The organism is Mesorhizobium tianshanense (assembly GCF_007830515.1).
GTDB lineage: Bacteria > Pseudomonadota > Alphaproteobacteria > Rhizobiales > Rhizobiaceae > Mesorhizobium > Mesorhizobium tianshanense.
On sequence record NZ_VLKT01000025.1, the window covers coordinates 57,455 to 80,816 of the forward strand.

The 23,362-nt window shown below is 63.8% G+C and carries 25 protein-coding genes; 14 read left to right on the top strand and 11 right to left on the bottom strand.

Going from position 1 to position 23,362, the window contains the following annotated elements; all coding sequences use genetic code 11:
• The first annotated feature begins 32 nt into the window (after positions 1 to 32).
• Positions 33 to 239: a lipoprotein gene (locus tag IQ26_RS20075; RefSeq protein WP_145720092.1), complete on the top strand. Its 207-nt coding sequence runs from the start codon at positions 33 to 35 to the stop codon at positions 237 to 239.
• A gap of 52 nt (positions 240 to 291) precedes the next feature.
• Positions 292 to 1,560 (top strand): diaminopimelate decarboxylase, encoded by a 1,269-nt coding sequence (gene lysA, locus IQ26_RS20080; protein WP_145720093.1) that lies wholly within the window; start codon positions 292 to 294, stop codon positions 1,558 to 1,560.
• Between the two features lie 94 nt (positions 1,561 to 1,654).
• Here lysA and IQ26_RS20085 read toward each other — a convergent pair whose 3' ends face one another.
• Positions 1,655 to 1,957 (bottom strand): ArsR/SmtB family transcription factor, encoded by a 303-nt coding sequence (locus tag IQ26_RS20085; protein WP_145720094.1) that lies wholly within the window; start codon positions 1,955 to 1,957, stop codon positions 1,655 to 1,657.
• Between the two features lie 49 nt (positions 1,958 to 2,006).
• On the opposite strand from IQ26_RS20085, the gene IQ26_RS20090 reads away from it, so the two are divergent.
• The 3 genes from IQ26_RS20090 to IQ26_RS20100 all read left to right on the top strand — a co-directional run bounded on the left by IQ26_RS20090 (position 2,007) and on the right by IQ26_RS20100 (position 6,475).
• Positions 2,007 to 2,948 carry a threonine/serine dehydratase gene (locus tag IQ26_RS20090; protein ID WP_145720095.1) on the top strand — a complete coding sequence of 314 codons (942 nt, stop codon included), beginning with the start codon at positions 2,007 to 2,009 and terminating at the stop codon, positions 2,946 to 2,948.
• 217 nt (positions 2,949 to 3,165) lie between these two features.
• The gene (locus IQ26_RS20095) at positions 3,166 to 5,793 is read left to right on the top strand and encodes a TIGR02302 family protein (protein WP_145720096.1); all 2,628 of its coding nucleotides are present in this window, start codon (positions 3,166 to 3,168) and stop codon (positions 5,791 to 5,793) included.
• A 79-nt stretch (positions 5,794 to 5,872) separates the two neighbouring features.
• Positions 5,873 to 6,475, top strand: coding sequence for a 2-hydroxychromene-2-carboxylate isomerase (locus tag IQ26_RS20100; protein WP_145720097.1), 603 nt, complete (start codon positions 5,873 to 5,875; stop codon positions 6,473 to 6,475).
• 232 nt (positions 6,476 to 6,707) lie between these two features.
• Here the strand turns inward: IQ26_RS20100 and IQ26_RS20105 are convergent, their stop codons facing one another.
• Positions 6,708 to 7,592 carry a LysR substrate-binding domain-containing protein gene (locus IQ26_RS20105; RefSeq protein ID WP_145720098.1) on the bottom strand — a complete coding sequence of 295 codons (885 nt, stop codon included), beginning with the start codon at positions 7,590 to 7,592 and terminating at the stop codon, positions 6,708 to 6,710.
• 280 nt (positions 7,593 to 7,872) lie between these two features.
• Here IQ26_RS20105 and IQ26_RS20110 point away from each other — a divergent pair, with 280 nt between their 5' ends.
• Positions 7,873 to 8,823 carry a DMT family transporter gene (locus tag IQ26_RS20110; protein ID WP_145720099.1) on the top strand — a complete coding sequence of 317 codons (951 nt, stop codon included), beginning with the start codon at positions 7,873 to 7,875 and terminating at the stop codon, positions 8,821 to 8,823.
• Positions 8,824 to 8,840: 17 nt separating this feature from the next.
• Here IQ26_RS20110 and IQ26_RS20115 read toward each other — a convergent pair whose 3' ends face one another.
• The 3 genes from IQ26_RS20115 to IQ26_RS20125 form a co-directional block, all read right to left on the bottom strand.
• Positions 8,841 to 9,212, bottom strand: coding sequence for a response regulator (locus IQ26_RS20115; RefSeq protein ID WP_145720100.1), 372 nt, complete (start codon positions 9,210 to 9,212; stop codon positions 8,841 to 8,843).
• A gap of 63 nt (positions 9,213 to 9,275) precedes the next feature.
• Positions 9,276 to 9,818, bottom strand: a complete 543-nt coding sequence (hpt, locus tag IQ26_RS20120) for a hypoxanthine phosphoribosyltransferase (RefSeq protein WP_145720101.1) — start codon at positions 9,816 to 9,818, stop codon at positions 9,276 to 9,278.
• A 26-nt stretch (positions 9,819 to 9,844) separates the two neighbouring features.
• A complete protein-coding gene (locus IQ26_RS20125) occupies positions 9,845 to 10,444 on the bottom strand; it encodes a hypothetical protein (protein ID WP_240547179.1) in 600 nt (199 codons plus the stop codon).
• 235 nt (positions 10,445 to 10,679) lie between these two features.
• Here IQ26_RS20125 and ftsE point away from each other — a divergent pair, with 235 nt between their 5' ends.
• From ftsE to IQ26_RS20140, 3 genes are all read left to right on the top strand, one after another.
• Complete coding sequence (ftsE, locus tag IQ26_RS20130) at positions 10,680 to 11,339, top strand: cell division ATP-binding protein FtsE (RefSeq protein ID WP_010911739.1); 660 nt, start codon at positions 10,680 to 10,682, stop codon at positions 11,337 to 11,339.
• The gene (locus tag IQ26_RS20135; RefSeq protein WP_145720103.1) at positions 11,332 to 12,321 is read left to right on the top strand and encodes a cell division protein FtsX; all 990 of its coding nucleotides are present in this window, start codon (positions 11,332 to 11,334) and stop codon (positions 12,319 to 12,321) included. The genes ftsE and IQ26_RS20135 overlap by 8 nt, the downstream gene beginning before the upstream one ends.
• Positions 12,322 to 12,398: 77 nt before the next feature.
• The gene (locus IQ26_RS20140; protein WP_145720104.1) at positions 12,399 to 13,124 is read left to right on the top strand and encodes a YdcF family protein; all 726 of its coding nucleotides are present in this window, start codon (positions 12,399 to 12,401) and stop codon (positions 13,122 to 13,124) included.
• A 19-nt stretch (positions 13,125 to 13,143) separates the two neighbouring features.
• Here IQ26_RS20140 and IQ26_RS20145 read toward each other — a convergent pair whose 3' ends face one another.
• Positions 13,144 to 13,752: a pyridoxamine 5'-phosphate oxidase family protein gene (locus IQ26_RS20145; protein WP_145720105.1), complete on the bottom strand. Its 609-nt coding sequence runs from the start codon at positions 13,750 to 13,752 to the stop codon at positions 13,144 to 13,146.
• A 114-nt stretch (positions 13,753 to 13,866) separates the two neighbouring features.
• Between IQ26_RS20145 and IQ26_RS20150 the strand changes: the two genes are divergently transcribed.
• Together IQ26_RS20150 and IQ26_RS20155 are read left to right on the top strand one after the other, a co-directional pair.
• Positions 13,867 to 14,778 carry a LysR family transcriptional regulator gene (locus IQ26_RS20150; RefSeq protein ID WP_145720106.1) on the top strand — a complete coding sequence of 304 codons (912 nt, stop codon included), beginning with the start codon at positions 13,867 to 13,869 and terminating at the stop codon, positions 14,776 to 14,778.
• A gap of 104 nt (positions 14,779 to 14,882) precedes the next feature.
• Complete coding sequence (locus IQ26_RS20155; protein WP_145720107.1) at positions 14,883 to 15,677, top strand: lysophospholipid acyltransferase family protein; 795 nt, start codon at positions 14,883 to 14,885, stop codon at positions 15,675 to 15,677.
• 23 nt (positions 15,678 to 15,700) lie between these two features.
• Here the strand turns inward: IQ26_RS20155 and IQ26_RS20160 are convergent, their stop codons facing one another.
• The 3 genes from IQ26_RS20160 to IQ26_RS20170 all read right to left on the bottom strand — a co-directional run bounded on the left by IQ26_RS20160 (position 15,701) and on the right by IQ26_RS20170 (position 18,520).
• A complete protein-coding gene (locus tag IQ26_RS20160) occupies positions 15,701 to 16,318 on the bottom strand; it encodes a LysE family translocator (protein ID WP_145720108.1) in 618 nt (205 codons plus the stop codon).
• A gap of 137 nt (positions 16,319 to 16,455) precedes the next feature.
• Positions 16,456 to 17,403 (bottom strand): aldo/keto reductase, encoded by a 948-nt coding sequence (locus IQ26_RS20165; protein WP_145720109.1) that lies wholly within the window; start codon positions 17,401 to 17,403, stop codon positions 16,456 to 16,458.
• Positions 17,404 to 17,554: 151 nt separating this feature from the next.
• Positions 17,555 to 18,520 (bottom strand): GlxA family transcriptional regulator, encoded by a 966-nt coding sequence (locus IQ26_RS20170; protein ID WP_145720110.1) that lies wholly within the window; start codon positions 18,518 to 18,520, stop codon positions 17,555 to 17,557.
• Between the two features lie 168 nt (positions 18,521 to 18,688).
• Here IQ26_RS20170 and IQ26_RS20175 point away from each other — a divergent pair, with 168 nt between their 5' ends.
• Positions 18,689 to 19,669 (top strand): quinone oxidoreductase family protein, encoded by a 981-nt coding sequence (locus tag IQ26_RS20175; RefSeq protein ID WP_162458021.1) that lies wholly within the window; start codon positions 18,689 to 18,691, stop codon positions 19,667 to 19,669.
• An 81-nt stretch (positions 19,670 to 19,750) separates the two neighbouring features.
• Here IQ26_RS20175 and IQ26_RS20180 read toward each other — a convergent pair whose 3' ends face one another.
• Complete coding sequence (locus tag IQ26_RS20180) at positions 19,751 to 20,305, bottom strand: gamma-glutamylcyclotransferase (protein ID WP_145720112.1); 555 nt, start codon at positions 20,303 to 20,305, stop codon at positions 19,751 to 19,753.
• Positions 20,306 to 20,416: 111 nt separating this feature from the next.
• On the opposite strand from IQ26_RS20180, the gene IQ26_RS20185 reads away from it, so the two are divergent.
• Positions 20,417 to 21,415 (top strand): DUF2125 domain-containing protein, encoded by a 999-nt coding sequence (locus tag IQ26_RS20185; RefSeq protein ID WP_145720113.1) that lies wholly within the window; start codon positions 20,417 to 20,419, stop codon positions 21,413 to 21,415.
• A gap of 93 nt (positions 21,416 to 21,508) precedes the next feature.
• On the top strand, positions 21,509 to 22,420 hold the full coding sequence (locus IQ26_RS20190) for a sugar kinase (protein WP_240547180.1): 912 nt from the start codon (positions 21,509 to 21,511) through the stop codon (positions 22,418 to 22,420).
• Between the two features lie 6 nt (positions 22,421 to 22,426).
• On the opposite strand, the gene IQ26_RS20195 is transcribed toward IQ26_RS20190, so the two are convergent.
• Entirely contained in the window at positions 22,427 to 23,362 is a 936-nt protein-coding gene (locus IQ26_RS20195) for a prephenate/arogenate dehydrogenase family protein (protein ID WP_208760189.1), read from the bottom strand.

Genomic DNA, 23,362 nt, shown 5'->3' on the forward strand with positions numbered 1-23,362 from the left:
CGGCGGGCAAAAGTTTCGGACGGATGGCACGGATGACCGCAAGCAGGATTTTGGTGACACTGACGCTGCTGGCGGCGATTGCGGCCGTTACGGCCTGCGGCAGGAAGTCCGGGCTCGACACGCCCTATGAGGCGGCCGTGCAGGCACGCAAGGACGCCGAGAAGGCCAAGCAGCCCGTGCCGCCGGAGCCGGAAAAACCGGTCGAGGACAAGAAGTTCGTTCTCGACCCGCTGATCTAGAGCCGATGAGATCACCCGATCTCATCGTGCTCCAACTTCCGGAACCACTCTTGTGAACCATTTCGATTACCGCGACGGCGTACTGCATGCCGAGGACGTGGCGATACCGGATATCGCCGCAAGCGTCGGCACGCCGTTCTATTGCTATTCGACGGCGACGCTGACCAGGCATTTCCGCGTGTTTGCGCAGGCCTTTGCCGGGCTCGACGCGTTGGTCTGCTACGCCATGAAGGCGAATTCCAACCAGGCGGTGCTGAAGATCCTGGCCAAGCTCGGTGCCGGCGCCGACGTTGTCTCCGAAGGCGAATTGCGCCGTGCGCTGGCCGCCGGCATTCCGGCCAACAAGATCCTGTTTTCGGGCGTCGGCAAGACCGCGCGCGAAATGGATTTTGCGCTCTCGGCCGGCACTCTCTGTTTCAATGTCGAATCCGAGCCGGAACTGGAAATGCTGTCGGCCCGAGCCACGGCACTAGGCAAGGTGGCGGCGATCTCGCTGCGCATCAACCCGGATGTCGATGCCAGGACCCACAAGAAAATCTCCACCGGCAAGGCCGAGAACAAGTTCGGCATTCCCTGGCAGAAGGCGCGCCAGGTCTATGCCCGCGCAGCACAACTGCCGGGCATCAAGGTCACCGGCATCGACACCCATATCGGCAGCCAGATCACCGAATTGCAGCCCTTCGACGACGCCTTTGCGCTGCTGGTGGAACTGGTCGGCGCGCTGCGCGCCGACGGACACGCCATCGAACATGTCGACCTCGGCGGCGGCCTCGGCATTCCCTATCGCGTCGACAACAGCCCGCCTCCCTTGCCGGACGCTTATGCCCAGATCGTCAAGAAGCACGTAGCCAAGCTTGGATTGAAGGTTATGTTCGAGCCGGGCCGGCTGATCGTCGGCAATGCCGGCATCCTCGTCTCGCAAGTGATCTTCGTGAAGGAGGGCGATGCCAGGAATTTCCTGGTCGTCGACGCCGCAATGAACGATCTGATCCGGCCGACGCTCTACGACGCCTTCCATGACATCAAGCCGGTGGTGCAGCAGCCGGCGGCAACACCGCGCATGACGGTCGACGTGGTTGGACCGGTCTGCGAGACCGGCGACTATCTCGGCCTCGACCGCGACCTGCCGCGGCTGAAGGCCGGCGACCTGATCGCTGTCGCCACCGCCGGCGCCTATGGCGCGGTGCAGGCCGGCACTTACAACACCAGGCCGCTGGTGCCCGAAGTGCTGGTCGACGGCGACCGTTTCCATGTCGTGCGCCCGCGCCAGACCTATGACGAGCTGATCGGGCTGGATTCGCTGCCCGACTGGCTGGAATAGACCATGATCCCGAGCCAAAGGTCCACGTCGGCGAAAAGTGGGAACCGGTTTTCGGAAACGATCATGGTCAAATAGAAATAGACCGCCTGCAGCGCTACAGCCGGTGCTGAATGAGCGCCCTGGTCTCGGCGATCCTGTCTTCGTCGCGGCGATAGAACGTCCACTGCTTGACGCGTTTGCTGCGCAGAAGCCCGGCTTGGGTGAGCACCCGCATATGCTCGCTGAGCGTTGCCTGGGTGATCCCCAGCTTTTCCGCGATCAACAGCGCGCAGACGCCGTCCTCGACCAGATCGCCATCCACTTGGCGTGGGAAATGCGCGCGCGGGTCCTTGAGCCAATCGAGGATTTGCAGCCTGCGCTCGTTGGCGATCGCCTTGAATACATCGACCTCTTGCATTTAGCCATTTTGCTAAGTTACTAAGTAATGTCAACCCTGGGAGCAGGCCATGCTGAACGGCAATATGATCACACGCGAACGCATCGCTTCAATGGAGCCGCGCATCCGGCCGTTCGTGCGCCACACTCCGGTGCTGCGCGTCGACATGGCCGATTTCGGCCGCCCGCCTCTTGGCGTCGACCTGAAACTCGAATGCCTGCAGCATTCCGGCTCGTTCAAGGCGCGCGGCGCCTTCACCAATCTTCTCGAGCGGCCGGTTCCCAAGGCCGGCGTCGTCGCTGCATCGGGCGGCAATCACGGTGCCGCGGTCGCCTATGCCGCCATGCGGCTCGGTCACAAGGCGACCATCTTCGTTCCCGAAGTGAGCCCGCCGGCCAAGCTGGAACGCATCCGCGGCTACGGCGCCGAGCTGGTCGTCGGCGGCGCGCGCTATGCCGAGGCGCTGGCCGCCAGCGAAGACTTTGCCGAAAAGTCCGGCGCGCTGCAGATCCACGCCTTCAACCAGGAAGAAACGCTGGTCGGGCAAGGCACGCTTGGCGTCGAGATCGAGGCCGACCTGCCTGAGCTCGACACGCTGCTGGTCGCAGTCGGTGGCGGTGGCTTGATCGGCGGCATCGCCGCCTGGTTCGCCGGACGCATCAGGATCATCGCCGTCGAGCCCGAGGGCGCGCCGACGCTTTATCGCGCCTTCGAGGCCGGCCGGCCCGTCGATGCGCCGGCTGAGGGCATCGCCGCCGATTCGCTGGCCCCCAAGCGCGTCGGCGAATTGATGTTTCCGATCGCCGAGGCCTTTGTCGAGCGTTCCATACTGGTCGGCGACGACGAGATCATCGCCGCGCAGGCGGCGCTTTGGGACCGGGTGCGAATCATCTCCGAGCCGGGCGGCGCCGCGGCCTTCGCGGCGATCCTTTCCGGCCGCTACGCGCCGGCTGCGGGCGAGCGCGTCGCCGTGCTGGTCTGCGGTGCAAACGCCAATCCGGCTAAATTCTGATGATAACGGGGCAGTCCTGTTCACGTTTTCGGGAACCGCCTCGCCTTCGCCGTGTTTGTTGGTATGTTTGGGGCGACGTGCATCCGCTTGGATGCACAAAGTACGTGTCTCAAGACTTTGAGTCTTCGCATCGTACTTTCCGAAAATCGGAACCGATTTTCGGGTCGATGCGATGAGTCGTGAGGTTCGGGCTATCCCGCCCAGCCAGGAAGGGCCGATGACGCAACGACCCACCTTCACCAGCGATCGCAGCCTGGCCGGGCGCCTTGCCCTGAGTCGGCTGGCGACGCGGGTCTCGATGACGGTCGAGCGTGGCTGGCCGTTGCTGCTTCCGCTGGCGATCGTCGCCAGCCTGTTCCTCAGCGTCTCGTGGCTCGGCCTCTTCCTTCTGCTGCCCGATATGGCGCGCATCGGCCTTCTGGCAGTGTTCGGCATCGCGGCCCTTGCCGCGCTCTATCCCCTGCGTTTCTTCCGGGTGCCGTCCGGCGCCGAGATCGACCGGCGCATCGAGGCGGCCAACCAGTTGCTGCACAGCCCGGTGCTGGTGCAGACCGACCGGCCGAGCGGCCGGGAAAGCATTTTTTCGCAAGCGCTGTGGCGCGAGCACCAGAAACGCATGGCCGAAAAACTCGGCAACCTCGGTGGCGACCTGCCGCGCACGCGGGTTCCGGAGCGCGATAGGTGGGGGCTGCGCGCGGTGGCGGCGCTTTTGTTGGTCACCGCCTTTGCCTTCTCCTTCGGACCGTCGGGCGGCCGCATCGCAGACGGGTTCACTGCCCACGCGGCGCGTGACGCCGTGCCGCCGCGCATCGACGCCTGGGTGACGCCGCCGGCTTACACCGGCAGGCCGCCAGTCTTCCTTACTGCCCCAGCCCTCGCCAACCCAACCCTAGCCAACGTCAATCAGTCGGCGCCCGCCTTTACCGTCCCGGAAGGCAGCGATGTATCGCTGCGCGTCACCGGCGGTTCGGGCGAGGAAACGCTGAGCTACACGGACGCCGGCGGCAACGCCCGCATCATCGAGCCGGCTGGGCAGCAGGCCGACACGACCAAGCCGGCGGCGGCAACGCCCTCCGCGGTGCGCCAGTTCACCGGAAAGCTGACGGCCAACGGCACGCTGACGCTGGAATCGGGCGGTGACGAACTCGGCCAATGGGCCTTCGCGGTGATCCCGGACAAGCCGCCGCAGATCCGCTTCGTCGGCGAGCCGAAACGCGCCGCCAACGGCACATTCGAACTCAACTACCAGATCGACGACGACTATGGCGCGGCCTCCGCGAAGACGGATTTCGCATTGGCCGACCCACCGGCGCCGGATGCGCATCCGCTCTATGGCCCGCCCGAAATGCCGCTGTCGCTGCCGCGCCGCGGCGCCAAAGGGAATGCAGCCAAGACCACGAAGGACCTGACCGAGCATGTCTGGGCCGGTGGCAACATCAAGCTCACGCTTGTCGCCACCGACGATGCCGGACATACGGCAACCAGCGAAACCAAGACGCTGGTGATGCCGGAGCGGCCTTTCTCCAATCCGCTGGCGAGGGCCGTGATCGAGCAGCGCCGCGTGCTGGCGCTCGACGCCAACGCCAAGAGCCGTGTGCTCGACCTGATGGACGCAATCACGCTCAGGCCCGAAGACACGTTCGACAACATGGCGCACTACCTCGCCATCATGAGCGCCCGCAGCCGGTTGAAGATAGCCGACAACGACGACCAGTTGCGCGACGAGGTCGCCTATCTGTGGGAAATCGCGCTCGGCATAGAGGAAGGCAATCTTTCGGCAGCCGAGAGACGGCTGCGCCAGGCCCAGCAGGCGCTGCAGGACGCGATCAAGAACGGCGCCAGCGACGAGGAAATCGACAAGGCGATGAAGGAACTGCGCGAGGCGATGAACCAGTTCCTGCAGGAATTCGCCCAGCGCGCGCAGCAGAATCCGAACGCGCCGCAGATGCAGCAGAACGGCCAGGAACTGCGCCAGAGCGACATCGAACGCATGATGGACCAGATCGAGAATCTGGCGAAGTCCGGTGATCGCGACAGCGCGCAACAATTGCTTTCGCAACTGCAGGACATGATGAACAATCTGCAGGCCGGACGTCAGCAGCAGGGCGGCCAGCAGAACAGCGAGATGCGCCAGCAGATGGACAAGCTCGGCGAGATCATGCGTCGCCAGCAGGAGATGATGAACGAAACCTTCCGCATGGACCAGAGGCAGCGCGGCCAGCGCCAGCGCGGAGAGAATCGCGATGAGCAGCTCGGCGAGAACGGCGAGCCAGGCCCAATGGACGAGCAAGGCAGGCCCGGCCCCGGTGAGGACCGCGATCCGCTCGGCCGGCAGAAGCCGATGACGCCGCAGGAATTCGCCGATGCGCTGAAGCGGCTGCAGGAAGGCCAGGGCAAGCTGCAAGGCGACCTCGACCAGTTGAGGAAAGGTCTCGAAGGCATGGGGCTCGAGCCCAATGAGGGATTTGGCGATGCCGGCAAATCCATGGGCAGTGCCGAACAGGCGCTGGGTGAGAGCGACGGCGACCAGGCCGTCGGTCATCAGGGTCGCGCGCTGGAGGCGTTGCGCAGGGGCGCCAAGGACATGATGAAGCAGTTGCAGGCCATGCAGGGCGACGAGGGCGGCAGCGAGCAGGGCGGTCGCCAGCAGAACGCCGACCGCGATCCGCTTGGCCGGCCGCGCGCCACCGAGGGTCCCGATGATGGAAGTTCGGTGAAGGTCCCGGATGAGATCGACGTGCAGCGCGCGCGCCAGATACTCGATGCGATCCGCAAGCGGCTCGGCAATGCGCTCAGCCCCGAAATCGAGCGCAGCTATCTGGAACGGCTGCTGGAGCTGAAGTAGTTCGTCCTCCAAGGGACGAAACATCGCCCAAGATCAGTCAAACGGCTGCGATATCCTTTGCGGAGAGGGCAGCGTTGTCATGATCGACTTCTGGTTTTCCATCGGCAGCACCTACAGCTATCTTTCTGTGATGCGCCTGGCTGAGGTCGAGGCGCAAACCGGCGTGCACTTCCGATGGCGCCCCTTCAATGTTCGCGCCATCATGATCGAGATGGACAATATCCCGTTTGCCAAAAAACCGGCGAAGGCCGCCTATATGTGGCGCGACATCGAGCGGCGCGCGGCGATGTACAAGATGGTCCCGAAACTGCCGACGCCCTACCCGCTGGCCGAGCTCGAACGCGCCAATCGTGTAGCGGTCATTGCCGCGGCCGAAGGCTGGTGCGAGGCCTATGCCCGGGGAAGCTACAGGCGATGGTTCGAACAGGGCGAGCCGGCGGGCAGCGAACCCAATCTTTCAGCCAGCATCGAAGAGGCCGGTCAGCAGCCAAGACGCGTGCTGCGGAAAGCCGATTCCGACGCAGCGAATGCCGATCTTGCCGCAGCAACCGAACAGGCGAAGGCGCTCGGCATTTTCGGCTCGCCGAGTTTCGTCGTCGACGGCGAACTGTTCTGGGGCGACGACCGCCTGGATGACGCCATACGCTGGCTGAAGCAGATGGAAAGCGGCCCGCCGGACTGATGCATGTCGCCCAAAAGTGCGCGCCGGTTTTGGGATAACAACATGCATAAAAAAAGAACTTAAAGCGCGTCGCGCGAATCCTTTCAGACGCGACGCGCTTTTGGAGCAATTTCAGGAAAGATGTGTAACTGCTTTCCGTCCGGTATTGCGCAAAAACAAATAGTTAGAACGGTCCAGCGATCCATCAAACACTGAACCGCTCATGGCGCACATGCTTGGGCGCAGTCGACAATCACATGTCGGGCGCGGCGTTGGCCTGCCTGGTGACCATGAACGCCTCGCGGATCGCCTCTTCCATGCCGTCGATTGCCTCGCCGGAAGCGTTCGGATTGCGGCGCAGCACCACGTTCGAGGAATCGATGTCGCCGAACCCGTCGGCGGCCGTAAGTTCGCGGCAGCCGGCCGGGATGTTGCTGCGCGAGATCGGCGCGATCGCCAGCCCGGAGGTGACGGCGAGCCGCAGGCCGCCATTGGTATCGCTGGTATAGGCGACGCGATAGGCGAGACCGCGCTGTTCCAGTGATTTGATCGCGAAATCCTTGCACCAGCCGGCACGGTTGTAGAGCGCGATCGGCACCGGCCGCTCCTCATGCATGTGGTGCAGCTCCGACGTCACCCATACGGTCGGATCATGCATCAGCACCTCACCATCGGAGAGATCCTGCCATTCGAACACCACCGCCAGGTCGAGCGCGTCGGCGGCGAGCGCCGCGATCTGCGCACCGGAATGCGCGTAGCGGACGGTGATGTCGACCTGAGGATGGCGTTTGGCGAAGGCGCCGAGTGCGCGCGACAGGATCGCATGGCCATATTCCTCCGGAATGCCGATGCGCACCGGCCCGCCAAGCGGCGCCGCGACCATCGATGCCGCCGTCTCGTCCAGCAGCGAAACGATCCGGCGAGCGTTGACGATGAGTTCGCCGCCGCGACGCGTCAGCGCCACGCCCCGCGAGCCGCGTTCGAACAGGCTGTCGCCGACCACATCTTCGAGCTTCTTCATCTGCATCGAAACCGCCGACTGGGTCCGGCCGGCCTGCATCGCAGCTTTGGTGAAATTGCCGGCGTCGGCAACCGCGACGAAGGTGCGCAGCAGGTCGCTGTCGAGCGTGGGCTTCATGTATCCGCCATAAGAAAATCTGATTGCTGGTATCATTCCAATTCGTTTGCAACATGTCAAACGGCGGACAATAGTTGCTTCACCCATTGGATATGCGGCTGCGAAATCGGCCGCGGACCAATCAAAAGTCCTCACTCGTACCCGCTGCCCGAAACGGTGGCGGGTTCTTTTTAATGCATGTCGCCCAAAAGTGTGCAGCGGTTTGGGACAACGACCTGCACAAAGCAAATTAAAATGCAGACCCGGTTCGGGCCGCATACGCAGGGAGCCGTTGAACGACATGCAGAACCGGATCGTGCTCGGCATGGCAAGCCTTTGCCTCGGCGTTCTGGTGTTCTCGCTCCAGGATCCGCTGATCAAGGCCGTATCGGGCACTTATCCGGTGACCGAGGTGATGGCGATCCGCTCCATCGTCGCCCTGCCTATTCTTCTCGTGCTCGTTCATGCCGATGTCGGGCTCAGGGCGATCTTCTCGAGCCGATTTCGCATGCTGACGATGCGCGCCTTCATCCTGTTCACCTCCTACACGGTCTACTATCTGGCGATCGCCGCCCTGCCGCTTGCCGACGCGGTGGCGCTCTATTTCATGGCGCCGCTGTTCATCATGGCGCTTGCCGGTCCTTATCTCGGCGAACGGGTGGCGTGGCAGACGCTGGTCACCGTCATGGTCGGGATGCTCGGCGTGCTGGTGATGCTGCGGCCCGGTGCCGGGCTGTTCGACTGGGCGGCACTGCTGTCGCTGGCCTCTGCGGTGCTTTACGGTTTTTCGCAATTGATGGCCCGCAAGATTGGTGACACCGAATCGTCCACGGTCATGGCGTTCTATCAAAACGGCGTCTACCTCTTCGGCGCGGCTGTGGTCGCCGGCCTGTTCTGGCTGGCAGGAATAGCTCACGCCACACATCCGAGCCTGGAGTTCCTGGTCAGGCCGTGGATCTGGCCGACGCCGATCGATTTCCTGAAGATGGCAGCCTGCGGCTTCGTCGCTTCGGCCGGGATGGTCCTGTTGTCGCAGGCCTATCGGCTGGCGCCCGCCAACAGCGTCGCCACCTTCGAATACACCGGCATCATCTGGTCGCCGCTATGGGGGTTCCTGTTCTTTGCCGAAGTGCCGCGATCGACCACCGTCATCGGCGCGGCTCTTATCATCGGTGCCGGTCTGTTCGCGCTCAACACCAGCCGGCACCGGAGCAGCGGTCCGGAAATCCAAGCGACCTGCGATCCAGCCTGACCGCGGTCAGGCCTTCTTCACGCGAAACAGGCGAGCGCCCGTTCGACGCGCGCACGGATTTCGGCCAGCGTGAACGGTTTCTGCACGACGTCCAGAATGACGCCATTCAATTCCTCGGCGCGCTCGCGCTGGTCGGCATAGCCGGTCATCAGCAAGATCTTCGTCGCCGGGAAAAGGCGTACCGCCGCCTTGGCCATCTCGATGCCGTCCATTTCCGGCATGCGAATATCGGAGACGACAAGGTCGTAGCCGCCTTGCGCCGCGCGGATCAGGGCAAGCCCTTGCGCGCCGTCGGCGGCGATGTCGATCAGATGCCCGGCGCGTTCGAGCGCGCGGGCGGCGAGGGTGCGGACGGACTCATCGTCCTCGACGATCAGGAGCTTTGCCATAGAGGAATGTTTGGCGGGGAAAAGTTGACTTTTCCTGAACCACCAACGGCATCGAAGATAAATCTAGGCGTCGCCCTTGACGATGCCGACGAAGGGCAGTTCGCGAAAGGCGTGGGCGACATCCATGCCATAGCCGACGACGAAATAGTCGGGGCAGTCGAAGCCGACATAGTCGGCGTTGAGCGCTGTCTGGCGGCGCATGCGCTTGTCGAGCAGCACGGCGACGGCGCAGCTTTTGGCGCCGCGCGACAGCATCAGGTCGCGGGTGAAGGACAGCGTCTTGCCGGATTCGAGAATGTCGTCGATCAACAGCACGTCGCGGCCGGCGACCTCATTGTCGATATCGCGCAGCACCCTCACCTCGCCGCTGGTGGTGCCGGCGCCATAGCTCGAAATGAAGATGAACTCGACCTCGGGCGACAGGCCGACATCGTGCATGGCGCGGATGAGATCGGCGGCGAAGATGAACGATCCTTTTAACACCGAAATCACCAGAAGGTCCTGATAATCGTGCCCGGCTATCTCCTTGGCGAGCTCCAGATTGCGGCGCGCAATCGCCGATGCTGAAAACAGAACTTCTATATACTTGCCGCGCACGACTGGCATTGGCAGCCTTTCCAAAAATGTTCGCCCTAGTTGGCGAAAGTGACCGAAACGGCCCTCACTCCGTTTCTAGGCACCTCGAGCCGGCTGGAAAAGCCGAATCTTTCGCCGGGCGCCAGCGGACGGCTGGATGCCGCCAGCGTGTAGCGGGTGATGCGTCCATCCTTGCCGGTGACCCGGATCTCCAGCGGCGGCAGTGGCGATGGGCCGGTGCCGTCGTTCGCGGCCTCGCCGTCGACGAACAGGGCAGGTGTCGATCCGGACGCATCGACACGCGAGGTGACACCTGAAATGCTGAGTGCATCGCCCGTTTCCGGTGCAGCGAGAAGAAACGGCGCCTGGCGCACCAGCGCATGCCCGCCCGAAACCCAGAAGGCTGCAAAGGCGGCACCGAGGCCGGCGATCCAGAAGGCCGGCCCGCCGCGCGATGCTCGCGGCCGTTCCATCGTGGCTTCGGGTTTGCGCAGCATGTCCATGCCTTCGATCGATGGCGTGGCGATCACGCGCGAAAGCGGCGGTGAAGGGTCGATGCCGGCGGTGAAGCGCGGCAGCACCTGGTAGTCGGCATCGACAATGTCATCGGCTGGAGCACGCATGATGCGTTCCGGTGCGGCAGCCGCATCGGTCATGATTTCGCCGGAAATCGGGCGCGCGGTTCGATCCTCAGCCATACGGCCCAGCACTACAGCACCTGTTCGCTCTTCGTATCTTTTGCGTAAACGGAAATGGTTAACGCTTCCCCACCGGAGCCCTTGTGACGCGCCCAAAAAACCTCGAAATTAACCGCCGGTTAACCATGCGGGCCGATGGTCTTTTCTCAGAGAAGGCTGGCTCGTCGCCACCGCAAGTTTCAGGTCGTCGAACGTGATCCGCTTCGAAAATGTCGGCCTCCGCTATGGCATGGGTCCGGAAATCCTCCGCGACATCTCCTTGCACATACCGGAGCGCTCCTTCCAGTTCCTGAGCGGCCCTTCGGGCGCCGGCAAGACGACGCTTTTGCGGCTTTTGTTCATGTCGCTCAAACCGACGCGCGGACTGATCACCATCTTCGGCAAGGACCGCTCGCGCATCTCGCGCACGGAACTGCCGCATCTGAGGCGTCGCATCGGCGTGGTGTTCCAGGATTTTCGCCTGCTCGACCACATGACGACCTATGAGAATGTGGCCTTGCCGCTCCGCGTGCGCGGGCGCGAGGAGGCAAGCTACCGCACCGATGTGACCGAGTTGCTGAAATGGGTCGGCCTCGGCGAGCGCATGCATGTGCTGCCGCCGGTGCTGTCGGGTGGCGAGAAACAGCGGGCCGCGATCGCCAGGGCGCTGATCGAGCAGCCCGAGATCCTGCTTGCCGACGAGCCGACCGGCAATGTCGATCCACCGCTGGCGCGGCGCCTGTTGCGGCTGTTCATCGAGCTCAACCGGCTGGGCACCGCGGTGGTGATTGCAACGCACGACCTCGGCCTGATGGAACAGGTCGACGCACGACGCATGATCCTGGCTGGCGGAAGGCTGGACATCTATGACTGACCTTTCCGTTGACCACGTCGAAGACCAACACGCCGAGCAGGCTCGGCCGACACAGCGCGTTCAGCGCAAGATGGCGCCGATCGTGCCGGCGCACAACATCGCCGGCCGGGCGCTGGTCCTGGTCATCGCCATTATGACGTTCCTCTCCTGTCTGACCTTCGGCGCGGTGACGCTGGTGCGCGACACCGCCTCGGTCTGGGAGAATCAGATCTCGCGCGAGGCGACGATCCAGATCAAGCCGGTCGACGGCCTCGACATGGAGGCGGCACTTGCCCAAGCCTCGCAGATCGCCAGCGAATTTCCCGGCGTCAAGGCTACCCGGATCGTCGACCGCGACGCCACGGCGCGGCTTTTGGAGCCCTGGCTGGGTTCGGGTCTCAACATCGACGACCTCCCGGTGCCGCGTCTGGTCATCGTCACCATAGACGAGAACAGCCCGCCCGACTTCGCCGCGATGCGCGCCGCGATCACGCCGAAACTGCCAAGCGCAGCACTTGACGACCATCGCACCTGGGTCGACCGGCTGGTGGCCATGGCCCGCACCACGGTGACCATCGGCGTCGCCGTGCTGGCGCTGATGCTGTCGGCAACCGTGCTGACCGTAGTGTTCGCAACGCGCGGCGCCATGGCCGGCAACGGCCACATCATCGAGGTGCTGCATTTCGTCGGCGCCGAAGCGCGCTTCATCGCGCGCGAATTCCGCCAGCATTTTCTGGTCACCGGAATGAAGGGCGCGGCCGCCGGAGGTGCGGCGGCGGTGCTCGTCTTCATCGTCTTCTCATGGTGGTCGTCGCGCAACATGGCGACGCCGCAGGCCGATCAGGCGACCGCCCTGTTCGGCAATTTCGCCATCGGCTCGGCCGGCTATTTCGGCGTCGTCCTGATGGTGCTGGTCATCGGTGCGCTGACTGCGGCAACCTCCCATGTCACCGTCGTCACCTATCTCAGCGACATCGATGTCCGCCAGCCGGACGCGGGGTGATCACGGATAAAGAATTAGCGTAACGTAATTTGTGCTTTTTCACCTACTAAACGCCGTATTTCGGGGTTAACGATAAGATGATGGACGCGCCCGACTCGACCGGAACGGCTGGACAGTTGCCCTTGGTGATTGCGCGTTCCCGCGAGCACACCAGGTCCGGCCGAGTGGTCGGCGCGTTGCGCATCTCCGCTCTCTTTCTGCTCGTGCTGGCGACGTTGTTTGCCGGCGGTTTCGGCTGGTTCGCCAACACCGTCAGTCATCTCACGACGCCCGCCAATCCGGCAAAGGCCGATGCCATCATCGTGCTGACCGGCGGCCACTCGCGTCTCGACGCCGCTATGGGCCTGCTTGCGTCCGGCAAGGGCGAGCGGCTGCTGATCAGCGGTGTCCATCCTTCCGCCAGCCGCCGCCAGCTTCAGGTCGCGACCCGCGGCGACAAGAGATTGTTTTCCTGCTGCGTCGACATCGACCGCGCCGCGCTCGACACGATCGGCAATGCAGAGGAAAGCGCCAAATGGGTGGAAGACCACGCCTATGGCACCGTGATCCTCGTCACCAACAATTACCACATGCCGCGCAGCCTGCTGGAGATGGGCCGGCTGCTACGCAACGCCAAGCTCGAGCCCTACCCGGTGGTCAACAGCAATCTTGGCAATGGCGGCTGGCTGACCAAGCCCAGGGCGCTGCGCGTGCTGTTCACCGAATACAACAAATATCTGCTGGCGCTGGCGCGCGGCATCGTGCCGGTTAAGCCAACGCCAACCGGCATCGCGCTCGCAGAAATTTCGACAGCCGAAGACTGAGCAGTCCGCGCATCGTGCCTCATTCACGCAGGCGCGCGATCTCCTGTTCGAGCCATTCGATGCGCTTGTCTCGCTCGGCCAGCGCCGCCGCCACGTCGACCGCTTCGAAGCGCTGTGGAATGTGCTGCGGGCAATTGGAATCCCAGGCCGAAACCGTGAACAGGATGATTTGCTCCGGGCGCGCCTTGTAGCCTTCCGGCATCAGCTTCGCCATCAGTTCGGCATCGTCCTCGACGACACGCGCGCGGCCCCAGATCTTGATTCGCTGCCGGTGGGCATAGTCGATCAGGAACAGGAAAGCGCGGGGGTTGTCATCGAGATTGCCCTGAGTGATGAACTGCCTGTTGCCGGAGAAATCCGTGAAGCCGATCGTCCGATCGTCGAGCACCTTGAGAAAGCCGGCCGGCCCTCCGCGATGCTGGATGTAGGGCTGGCCGTCACCATTGGCCGTCGACAGGAAGACGCTGGTCTGCGCCTCGATGAAGGCAGCGAGATCGGGGGTGATATCAGCTTGCCAGCCGCCACGCGCCTCGACCCGGGCATAGGCCTCGCGTGAGCCTTTGCGGGCCTGGATCGCCTTGACGGTTGGGGTAAAGGCGACATCGCTGGTGAAGGCGTGGGCGTTCATGAAAGCCTCCCTTGAGGGCAGAGCAGCGGGATACTGTCCATTAGAATATGACCTTCCATCTTCCGGATGTAGATGGCATGCTTGCAATCTCTCCTTCCATTTTCCGGGAGAAGCATGGATCGCCTCGAAGCCATGTCGCTTTTCGTCGCCGCAGTGGAGGCCGGCAGCCTTTCGGCCGCCGGACGCCGTTTCGGCATTCCGCTTGCAACGGTCAGCCGCAAGGTCTCCGACCTGGAGCGGCATCTGAAGACGCGTCTCCTGAACCGCTCGACGCGGCAGCTGACGCTGACCGACGCCGGTCACGCCTACCTCGCTGCCTGTCATCGCATTCTCGACGAGGTCGGCGAGGCCGAGCGGACCGCCGCCGGCGAATACAGCGCCCCGACAGGCGAACTGATCATCACCGCACCGATCGTCTTTGGCCGCCTGCACGTGCTGCCGGTCGTCACCGGCTTCCTCGCGGCTTACCCCGACGTAGCCATCCGCCTGATGCTGGCGGACCGGATAACCCAGTTGACCGAGGAGCACATCGATCTCGCCGTCCGAATAGGCGAGCTTCCCGACTCGAGCCTGGTGGCCACCCGCATCGGTTCGATCCGGCGCGTTGTTTGCGCAAGCCCGGCCTATCTGGCCGAGAACGGTACGCCGGAGACTCCGAAAGACCTCGCAGCACGCAGCTGCATCACCTTCGAGGGGCTCACCGCTCCCGCCGCATGGACTTTTGCCACCGGCAAGACCGACTTCACTGTTCCGATCCGCTCACGGCTTCGGGTCAACACCGCGGAAGCGGCGGTCGATGCCGCGGTTGCCGGTGTCGGGATGACGAGGGTGCTTTCCTACCAGATCACGGCTGCGGTGCGGTCGGGCACACTCCGCACCGTGCTGGAGGCATTCGAGCCGCAGCCATGGCCGGTCAGCCTCGTGCATGCCGGCCAGGGCCTGCTGCCGGTGAAACTGCGTGCGTTCCTCGATTTCGCCGCCCCACGCCTGAAGAAGCGGCTGGTGCAAGCGACGTGGCAGGCCTGACGAACCGGGTAGCGGGTTCATCAAGTCGGATCGATCTCGAGCCGTTTCCTTTTTGCCCGCGCTTGGTGTAACCAACGCACACCTCCTCACCGGGCTCTTCCTGCATGCTTTATGTCCGCTCGCTGGCGTTCAACTTCGTCTTCTACGTCAATCTGATCGTCCAGATGATCCTCTGGACCCCGTACTATTTCATGTCGCCGCGCCACCGGGCCTGGTTCGTGCCGAAATTCTGGTCGCGCACCTGCATGTGGCTCTACGACAAGATCGCCGGCACCAGGAGCGAGATCACCGGCCAGGAAAACCTGCCCGAGGGTTCCTTCATCCTGGCGCCGAAGCACCAGTCCTTCTGGGATGCGATCGCCTTTTTCCCCTTCCTGCAGGATCCGCTCTACATCCTGAAGCGGGAACTGACCTGGATCCCGTTCTTCGGCTGGTACATCCTGAAGATGCGGATGATCCCGGTCGACCGCGGCAGCCGCTCGAAGGCGCTGAAAGCGGTGGTCGTCGCGACCAGGCAGGAGCTGGCGCGCAATCCCCGCCAGCTGATCATCTATCCCGAGGGCACGCGCCGGGCGCCGGGCGACGAGCCGGCCTATAAATACGGCATCGTCGAGATCTATGCGCAGCTTGGCGTCCCGGTGGTGCCGGTCGCCCATGTCGCGGGCCTCTACTGGCCACGCCGGAAATTCCTGCGCTATCCCGGCACGATCAAGGCCCGCTTCCTGCCGGCGATCCCGCCGGGCCTCGGCAAGGAGGAATTCATGGAACGGCTGATCGGCGAGACGGAAGCCGCCTGCGACCAGTTGCTCGTGGAGGCGTCCCGTGCGCCGAACCCGCCGCCCATGCCGCCGACGGCGGTGAGGCGGCTGAGGGAGCTGGCCTCCGATACCCCGGCCTGAACCACTTGCCTGATCGACAGGTCCTACGGGACCACGGCCAGCGCGGTGGCCAAAACAAGTATCGCCGCGAACGTCAGATTGATGATTCGCGAGGCCCGCGGCTTGCGCAGGAGGCGCGCAAACGCTGCCCCAGCGAGAAGCCACAGAGCATGGATGGCGACGATCATCACGGCAAGGACCGCCAGCTTGAGCCCTGCGTCGAGCTCACCGGCGGACGACGTGCCGGCGAATACGGCGGCAATCGCCACATAGGCTTTTGGGTTCGCCACGGCCAAAAGAAACCCGCCCAGGAACGTAGGAAGCACTGTCCCGCTGGTGCGCGCTGCCGGAGGCGGAGCCGTTGCAACCTTGAAGGCAAGATAGAGGATGTAGGCGGCGGATACCACAACCAGGAGCGGTGTGAGCTTCGGCACGGAAGCAAGCATAGCCGTGATGCCCGTGGCCACGACAAGAAGCACGGCGACCGTGCCAAGAACGATGCCCGAGGCGTAGCGGAGCGAATCGCGCAGACCAAAGGCGGCGCCAACGGCGGTGACGCTTATCGTAGCCGGCCCCGGACTGCCCATGACGACCGCCGATGCCAGGATGAGCGCCAGCAATTGCTGCCATAGTTCCGGATGGGAAAAGACCTGTTCGGCCATCTGTATACCAGTATCCCGACGCGATGCGACCGATGGTATGGCAGGCCAGAGCGGGGCGTCTTGAACGATCGTGCGCGGGCATTCGGCGCGGGCCGCGCGCGATCCTTGGCTGCTGTTTGAGCAAGCCGCCGCCGCTTCTACGCACTCGCGCTGTCGAGCTCGGCGATGTCGTCCGCACTGAGCTTCAGCGATGCGGCACGGACGAGGCTGTCGACCTGGTCCAGCGTCGTGGCGCTGGCGATCGGCGCCGTGACGCCGGGCCGCGCGATCACCCAGGCGAGCGCCACTTCCGCCTGCTTGGCCGAGTGACGCGCCGACACGGCGTCGAGTGCTGCCAGGATGCGCATGCCGCGCGCATTGAGGTAGTCCTTCGCGTCGTCGCCACGCGCGCTTTTGCCGAGATCGGCATCGCTGCGGTACTTGCCGCTCAAGAACCCCTTGGCGAGGCTGAAATAAGTGATGACTCCGATATCCTCGGCCATGCACAGATCGCGGAGCGGCCCATCGAAGGAGGCGCGATCGTAGAGATTGTACTCCGGCTGCAGCACCGCGTAGCGCGGCAGGCCGCGCAGGCTTGCCACGTCGAGCGCGGCGCGAAGCTGGCCGGCATCGAGATTGGAGGCGCCGACGTGGCGGATCTTGCCCTTGGCGAGCAGCGTCTGGTAGGCGCCAAGCGTTTCCTCGTAGGGGGTGGTCGGGTCCGGCCAGTGCGACAGATAGAGATCGACGACGTCGGTCTGCAGCCGCCTCAGCGACGCATCGATGGCCTTTTCGATATAGGCGGCGGAGAGGTCTTTCCTGCCCTGCCCCATATCCGACCCGACCTTGGTGATAACCACGACTTCGTCGCGGTTGCCACGGCTCTTCATCCATTTGCCGATGATGGTTTCGGATTCGCCGCCCTTGTTGCCGGGCGCCCAGCGCGAATAGGAGTCGGCGGTGTCGATGGCGTTGAGGCCCGCGCCGACGAACCGGTCGAGCAGGTCGAAAGAGGTTTTCTCGTCGGCGGTCCAGCCGAAGACGTTGCCACCCAGGACCAGCGGCGCGATGGACAGGTCGGTTTGACCGAGACGACGTTTCTGCAAGACTGATCTCCGTGGTGCTGGGAACGATCGGGCGAAAGCCCTCGCCTAACCTAGGTCTCACCGCGCCGAGGTCAAAGGCCTGGCCGTCCTTTCCGACGGACCAGTGCTTCACAAGGCCGCGACTCGCCACGCTCCGCGTTCCAGCCGATGTCTACTGGCTCTGGCGCCGATATTCGCCAGGCGGCAGCCCGACCACGCGGTTAAAAAGCCGGCTGAACGAGGCTGTATCCCGGTAGCCGACCTGGTAACATATTTCCGAAATACCAAGCTTGGTGCTTTCAAGAAGCGTCTTCGCGGCCTCGAGGCGTCGGTCTTGAATCCATCGGCCGGGAGTGGTGTGCAATTCATCGGAAAACCGGCGCGCAAGCGTTCGCGGCGACAGGCCGAGCTGCGCTCCAAGGAAGGCAAGGTCAAGCGCTCCGAGCTGTTTGGACAGGGCTTCGAGCCGGTCGCGGAACGGCTCTTGCGAAGGCAGCAGATCGGTGAGCGGGAACTCGTAGGGGGTCTGGATCTGACGCGACGGCGGCAGCACCAGCAATTTGCGAACCAGGCGCTCCTCCCTGGCGAAGCCCAGGTCCCTGAGAAGCGCCTTGCCGAGCTCCAGGCCTGAAAAACCGCCCCCGCAAGTGTAGATCCGTCCGTCGCCGATCAGCACACGTGAAGCGTCCCAACGCACCTTCGGAAAGCGGCGCTGGGCATCGGCCTTCAGCCACCAGGAGATCGTCGCGCGCTTTTGGTCGAGAAGACCGGCGTCCGCCAGGAAGTAACCGGCCCCACAATGCGCGGCGATGATGGCGCCGTCGCGCTGCGCGCTTGCGATAAGCGGCGCGGCATGGCGGCTCTCTTCCTCCAACGCCGCAACAAGCTCCGGGATTTGCATACCCGGCATGGCCAGCAGGACCAGCAGGTCCATGCGCTGCGAGGGTTCGCGTCTGGTGTGAAAGGAAATTCCAGGCGTCGTCGTGGCGTCGGCCTGCCGTGCCACGAATTCGAAGGAAATCGCCGGCGCGCCGCGAATGGTGTTCACCAGCTCGAACATTTCGACAAGTGTCGCGGCGACGGCCGAATAGAAGGTCGACGGCAGCCAGATCACGGCGTGGACGGGACGATTGTCCAAGATGCCTCCTTTGAACAGCTATGGCAAGTTTAGCATATAGATTGTCAAATCTGCCAATTCCGATTGTTGCTGGCGACCTTAGGTTCCACGGCACCGATGCAAGCACCGGTGCTGCAATCTGGTGACGTCCAGGCTGCTTGCCCGGATCGCCCGTTACTGGAGACCGCCATGAAAGCAATTGTATTCGACGCAATCGGCTCGCCGCGGGACGTGCTTTATCTGCACGACGTACCCATGCCGCGAATTGACGACGGCGAGGTGCTGGTCAGGATGGTCTCCGCCTCGGTCAACCCTGGCGATTTTCTGTTCATCCAGAACCTCTATCCCGAACCGAAGAAGCCGCATTTTCCCCGGCAGATAGCCGGAAACCATGGCGCCGGCATTGTCGAGGCCGTGGGCGCGAACGTCGCTTTGAAACCGGGCACGCTTGTCGCATTCAGCTACTACAACAGCTGGGCCGAATATGCGGCGGTTCCGGCCGAATGGCTGATTCCGCTTCCCGCCGACTATCCGGTCGAACGCGCCGGGCAGATGGTGAACCCCATCACCGCCTGGGACCTGCTGGCGGATTCCCGTGTGCAGCCTGGCCAGTGGCTGGCCGTCACGGCCGGCTATTCATCGGTTTCGACGATGGTAATGCAGTTCGCCCAACGGCGCGACATCAACGTGATCGCGCTAGTGCGACGCTCTTACGACAGGCTGGACCTGAAAGCGCTTGGCGCCACCGCCATCCTTGATCTGTCGGGCTTAAAGGTCGGCATCAGGGAAGCGGTCATGGACATGACCGACGGCGCGGGGCTGAACGGTATCATCGATAATGTCGGCGGACCCGCCAGCGGCGAATTGATCCGCACCCTCGCGATGGGCGGGCAGATGATCATCAATGGCGGCATGAGCACCGAGCGTTTCGAACTGCACAATTTCGACGTGCTGCTGAGCGGCGTCGAGATCAGGGCAAATATCTACCGCTTCTTCTTTTCGCCGCCTGTCGAAGCCGACCGGCCAGTGTTGCGCGAAATTGTCGACATCTTCGGCCAACCGGATTTCCATGTCCCTGTCGGCGGCATCCATCCGCTGGCGGAGTTCGAACTCGCTGTTACAAACAGCCTGGATCGCGCTGATCTCGGAAAGCAGATTTTCAGGATGTAGCCCGGACCATCATCGAGAACCGAAAGCAAAACGTGAGAACCGGTTCTCGCTTGAGATCATGGTCGAAACAACGAAAGAAGATTACGACCCGATCCGTTCCGCCACCTCTTCCAGCCAGTGGTCGCGGATTCCCAGTGCCTCGAGGTGCTCCAGCGTGCTGGAGACGTAATCCTCGTTCTTTCCAGACTGGCCGACGGCGCCGCGAACGACGGTCGCCGCATCGGCCGCATCGAGCGCGCCGGCATATTGCTCGTGGCGACGGTCGACCACATAGGCGACCGCCGAAACCGTCTCGCCCCCGTCCGTCTTGCCCCTGCCGTTCTCACCCCCGCCCTCGTCCAGGCGAATGCTAAGCATGCGCTCGACATAGACATTGGTGACCAGTTCGCGCTCGCGCAGATAGGCGATGACCTCGTCGCGCAGATCGCCGGGAACGCGGAAAGCCAGCCCGATGCAGGAGCCGCCGCGGTCGAGGCCGAGCACCAGGCCGGGCCGCTCGCGCGTGCCGCGATGCACGAAAGAATAGACGCACAGCGACCGGCGGTAGCCGTGCAGGCGGGCGCGGCGCGTCTCGACATGCGCGAATCCCGGCCGCCAGATCAGCGAACCGTAGCCAAAAACCCAAAAATCGCCCATATCGCCAAGCCTGACTGCACACCGCACCGGAATCGGTGTCTTTTCAATCGTCTCCGTCTATCTCTGTTGCCGGAAGCGATTCCTGCAACACGCGTTAGCGAGAGCCGCAGCATGACGTCAAGTGAAGAGCGACCGCCGGATTTTCGCCGCTGCCTCTTCTGGCTTGCCGCCTTCGTTGCGGTGCTGTTTGGCATCTACAGCGCCGGCTGGTTCTACCTGGCCGACAAGGTCAGGAGCGAAACCGACAAGGCCGTCACCGAGCTCAACGGCAATGGCATCGAGGCGGACTGCGCCAACCTCACGGTCAGCGGCTATCCACTGAGCTTCGCCGTTTCCTGCGACAGCCTGGCTTATCAGGATGACATCAGGAACGTCGCCGTCTCGCTCGGCAGCCTCAACGCGGTCACGCACATCACCCAGATCCTGTCGCCTGGCGCCGACCTGCGCGGGCCGCTGAGAACCTCGGTTCCGGCGATGGCGCCGCTGTGGATTGACTGGGACAATCTGCGAGCGGATGTGAAACTGTCCTGGCCGCTGCCCCGGCGCGTTTCGCTTGAGGCCGAGGGCCTGTCCGGCCAGACCGATCCGACGGACGGTACAGACCCGGTCGAGCTGTTCAGCGCAGGGACGGCGGCCGGACAATTGCGGCCGAATGGCCAGGACATCGACTATGCCGGGAGTTTTACCGATCTCGAAATCGATCCGCAGGCGATCGATGGCCGCGTGCTGCCGCCGCTCGACGGCGGCGGCGATGTGACGCTGAAGAACGGCGTGGCGCTGATCAAGACCCAGCCAAGGAGCCTACGCGGCCAGGCGGTCGACATAGGCAAGCTCGATCTGTCGTCGGGAACCGGGCGCATCACCGTTTCCGGCCCGGTGTCGATCGATGCCGACGGGCTTATCGACGCCGACCTGATGATCAAAATCAGCGACCCGAAAGCCGTGGCGGCAATCCTCGGCAAGGCCATTCCCGAGCAGAAGAGCCAGATCAAAACCGGTTTTGCCGGGTTGGCGCTGCTTGGCAACGAACCGTCGATGCCCCTGAAGATCGTCAAGGGCAAGGCCTCGCTCGGTTTCATCCCGCTGGGCAGGATCAAGCCGGTCGATTAGACCATGATCCCGAACCGAAGGTCAGCGAAGCAAAAAGTGGGACCCGGTTATCGGAAAAGATCATGGCCAAACAGGAAAACAGATGAACAGCCCGTGAAGCTCCTGAGTGTTGGCGCGCTGACGCTCGATACGATCCTTGGCGTCGACACGCTTCCGACACGCCAGGGCAAGTTCATCGCGTCCGACGGCGTACAGATCGCCTCGGGCATGGCTTCGAGCGCGGCCTGCGCCGCACGCCGCCTCGGCGCCGACGTATCGCTATGGGCGAGCGCGGGGGACGACCCAGTCGGCGATCAGCTGGTCGCCGGGATCGAGGCCGAGGGCGTCGATTGCAGCCTTGTCCGGCGCGTCACCGGTGCGCGGTCGGCGCTGTCGGCCATCTTGGTCGACACGCATGGCGAGCGCATCATCGTTCCTTTTTATGACAAGCTCGCCCAGGCCGACCCCGAAGCGCTCCCCATCCAAGACCTCACCGCATTCGATGCCGTCCTCGTCGACGTGCGCTGGCCGGGCGCCGCGGCTCTGGCGCTCGAGGCGGCGCGCGCAATCGGCCGTCCGGCCATACTGGACGCCGACACCGCGCCACGGAATGTGCTGGAACGCCTGTTTCCGCTGGCCTCGCACATCGTCGCATCGGAGCCGGCGGCCGTCATCCTCTGCGGCGAGGAGCAAAGCCCGCAAAAGGCCTGCGAAGCGCTGGCCAGACGCACCGATGCGTTCGTCGCCGTGACGGGCGGCGCGGCAGGAAGCTGGTGGTTCGACCGCTCTGTGGGATCCGTGCGCCATGTCGCGGCGCCAAGCATCAAGGCCGTGGATACGCTTGCCGCCGGCGACGTGTTTCACGGCGCCTTCGCCGTCGGGCTGGCGGAGGCCATGCCGGTCGAACAGAGCTTGCGCTTTGCCAGCGCCGCCGCCGCGCTCAAATGCCTGCGCTTCGGCGGCAGGCTGGGCGCGCCGGACAGGGTCGAGACGCTGGCGATGATGGCGGCTCACTGGCCGGCCTGAGAGAGCCTACCCCTTTACAGGATGCTCGACCGCCTGTCGGCCAAAGTCCGGTACGTCGATGTCCTGGCCGGCCTCGATGATCGAGCGGCGGACGGCGCGAGTGCGGGTGAACAGGTCGAACAGCTTTTCGCCGTCACCCCAGCGGATCGCCCGCTGCAGCGAGGCCAGATCTTCCGAGAACCGCGCCAGCATTTCGAGGATGGCATCCTTGTTGTGCAGGCAGACATCCCGCCACATGGTCGGGTCGGAAGCGGCAAGGCGAGTGAAGTCGCGAAAGCCGGAGGCCGAATATTTGATGACCTCGGACTTGGTCACCGACTGCAGATCGTCGGCGGTGCCGACGATGTTGTAGGCGATGATGTGCGGCAGATGCGAGACGATGGCCAGCGTCATATCGTGATGCTGGGGATCCATCGTGTCGATGTTGGAGCCGCAGCGGCGCCAGAATTCCGAGAGCCTCTCCAAGGCTGCCGGATCGGTGCCGGGCAACGGCGTGAAGATGCACCAGCGGTTTTCGAACAGCTCGGCAAAGCCGGCGTCCGGGCCTGATTTTTCAGTGCCGGCCAACGGATGGCCGGGAATGAAATGCACGCCATCAGGCACATGCGGCTCAATCTGCGCGATGACCGACGCCTTGGTCGAGCCGACATCGGTGAGGATGGCGCCCTGCTTCAGCGCCGGCGCGATTTCCTCGGCGACCTCGCCCGAAGAGCCGACCGGTACCGAGACGATGACCAGGTCAGCATCGCGGACCGCCTCTTTCGCGTCCATCGTGTAGGACGAGCCGAGGCCCAGTTCGCTTGCCCGCGCCAGCGTCGTTTCGCTGCGCGTCGAGATGGCAACGTGGCGGGCAAGGCCTTCGCGGCGGATGACGCGGGCCAGCGACGAGCCGATCAGGCCGATGCCGACCAGCGCGATCTTTTCGAACATCGGTGATGTCAT

Excerpts from the sequence above, each read along its gene's own strand:
- IQ26_RS20075 (WP_145720092.1), top strand. The coding sequence starts at position 33 with ATGACCGCAAGCAGGATTTTGGTGACACTGACGCTGCTGGCGGCGATT.
- IQ26_RS20085 (WP_145720094.1), bottom strand. The coding sequence starts at position 1,957 with ATGCAAGAGGTCGATGTATTCAAGGCGATCGCCAACGAGCGCAGGCTG.
- IQ26_RS20090 (WP_145720095.1), top strand. The coding sequence starts at position 2,007 with ATGCTGAACGGCAATATGATCACACGCGAACGCATCGCTTCAATGGAG.
- IQ26_RS20095 (WP_145720096.1), top strand. The coding sequence starts at position 3,166 with ATGACGCAACGACCCACCTTCACCAGCGATCGCAGCCTGGCCGGGCGC.
- IQ26_RS20100 (WP_145720097.1), top strand. The coding sequence starts at position 5,873 with ATGATCGACTTCTGGTTTTCCATCGGCAGCACCTACAGCTATCTTTCT.
- IQ26_RS20105 (WP_145720098.1), bottom strand. The coding sequence starts at position 7,592 with ATGAAGCCCACGCTCGACAGCGACCTGCTGCGCACCTTCGTCGCGGTT.
- IQ26_RS20110 (WP_145720099.1), top strand. The coding sequence starts at position 7,873 with ATGCAGAACCGGATCGTGCTCGGCATGGCAAGCCTTTGCCTCGGCGTT.
- IQ26_RS20115 (WP_145720100.1), bottom strand. The coding sequence starts at position 9,212 with ATGGCAAAGCTCCTGATCGTCGAGGACGATGAGTCCGTCCGCACCCTC.
- hpt (WP_145720101.1), bottom strand. The coding sequence starts at position 9,818 with ATGCCAGTCGTGCGCGGCAAGTATATAGAAGTTCTGTTTTCAGCATCG.
- IQ26_RS20125 (WP_240547179.1), bottom strand. The coding sequence starts at position 10,444 with ATGACCGATGCGGCTGCCGCACCGGAACGCATCATGCGTGCTCCAGCC.
- IQ26_RS20135 (WP_145720103.1), top strand. The coding sequence starts at position 11,332 with ATGACTGACCTTTCCGTTGACCACGTCGAAGACCAACACGCCGAGCAG.
- IQ26_RS20140 (WP_145720104.1), top strand. The coding sequence starts at position 12,399 with ATGATGGACGCGCCCGACTCGACCGGAACGGCTGGACAGTTGCCCTTG.
- IQ26_RS20145 (WP_145720105.1), bottom strand. The coding sequence starts at position 13,752 with ATGAACGCCCACGCCTTCACCAGCGATGTCGCCTTTACCCCAACCGTC.
- IQ26_RS20150 (WP_145720106.1), top strand. The coding sequence starts at position 13,867 with ATGGATCGCCTCGAAGCCATGTCGCTTTTCGTCGCCGCAGTGGAGGCC.
- IQ26_RS20155 (WP_145720107.1), top strand. The coding sequence starts at position 14,883 with ATGCTTTATGTCCGCTCGCTGGCGTTCAACTTCGTCTTCTACGTCAAT.
- IQ26_RS20160 (WP_145720108.1), bottom strand. The coding sequence starts at position 16,318 with ATGGCCGAACAGGTCTTTTCCCATCCGGAACTATGGCAGCAATTGCTG.
- IQ26_RS20175 (WP_162458021.1), top strand. The coding sequence starts at position 18,689 with ATGAAAGCAATTGTATTCGACGCAATCGGCTCGCCGCGGGACGTGCTT.
- IQ26_RS20180 (WP_145720112.1), bottom strand. The coding sequence starts at position 20,305 with ATGGGCGATTTTTGGGTTTTTGGCTACGGTTCGCTGATCTGGCGGCCG.
- IQ26_RS20185 (WP_145720113.1), top strand. The coding sequence starts at position 20,417 with ATGACGTCAAGTGAAGAGCGACCGCCGGATTTTCGCCGCTGCCTCTTC.
- IQ26_RS20195 (WP_208760189.1), bottom strand. The coding sequence starts at position 23,362 with ATGACATCACCGATGTTCGAAAAGATCGCGCTGGTCGGCATCGGCCTG.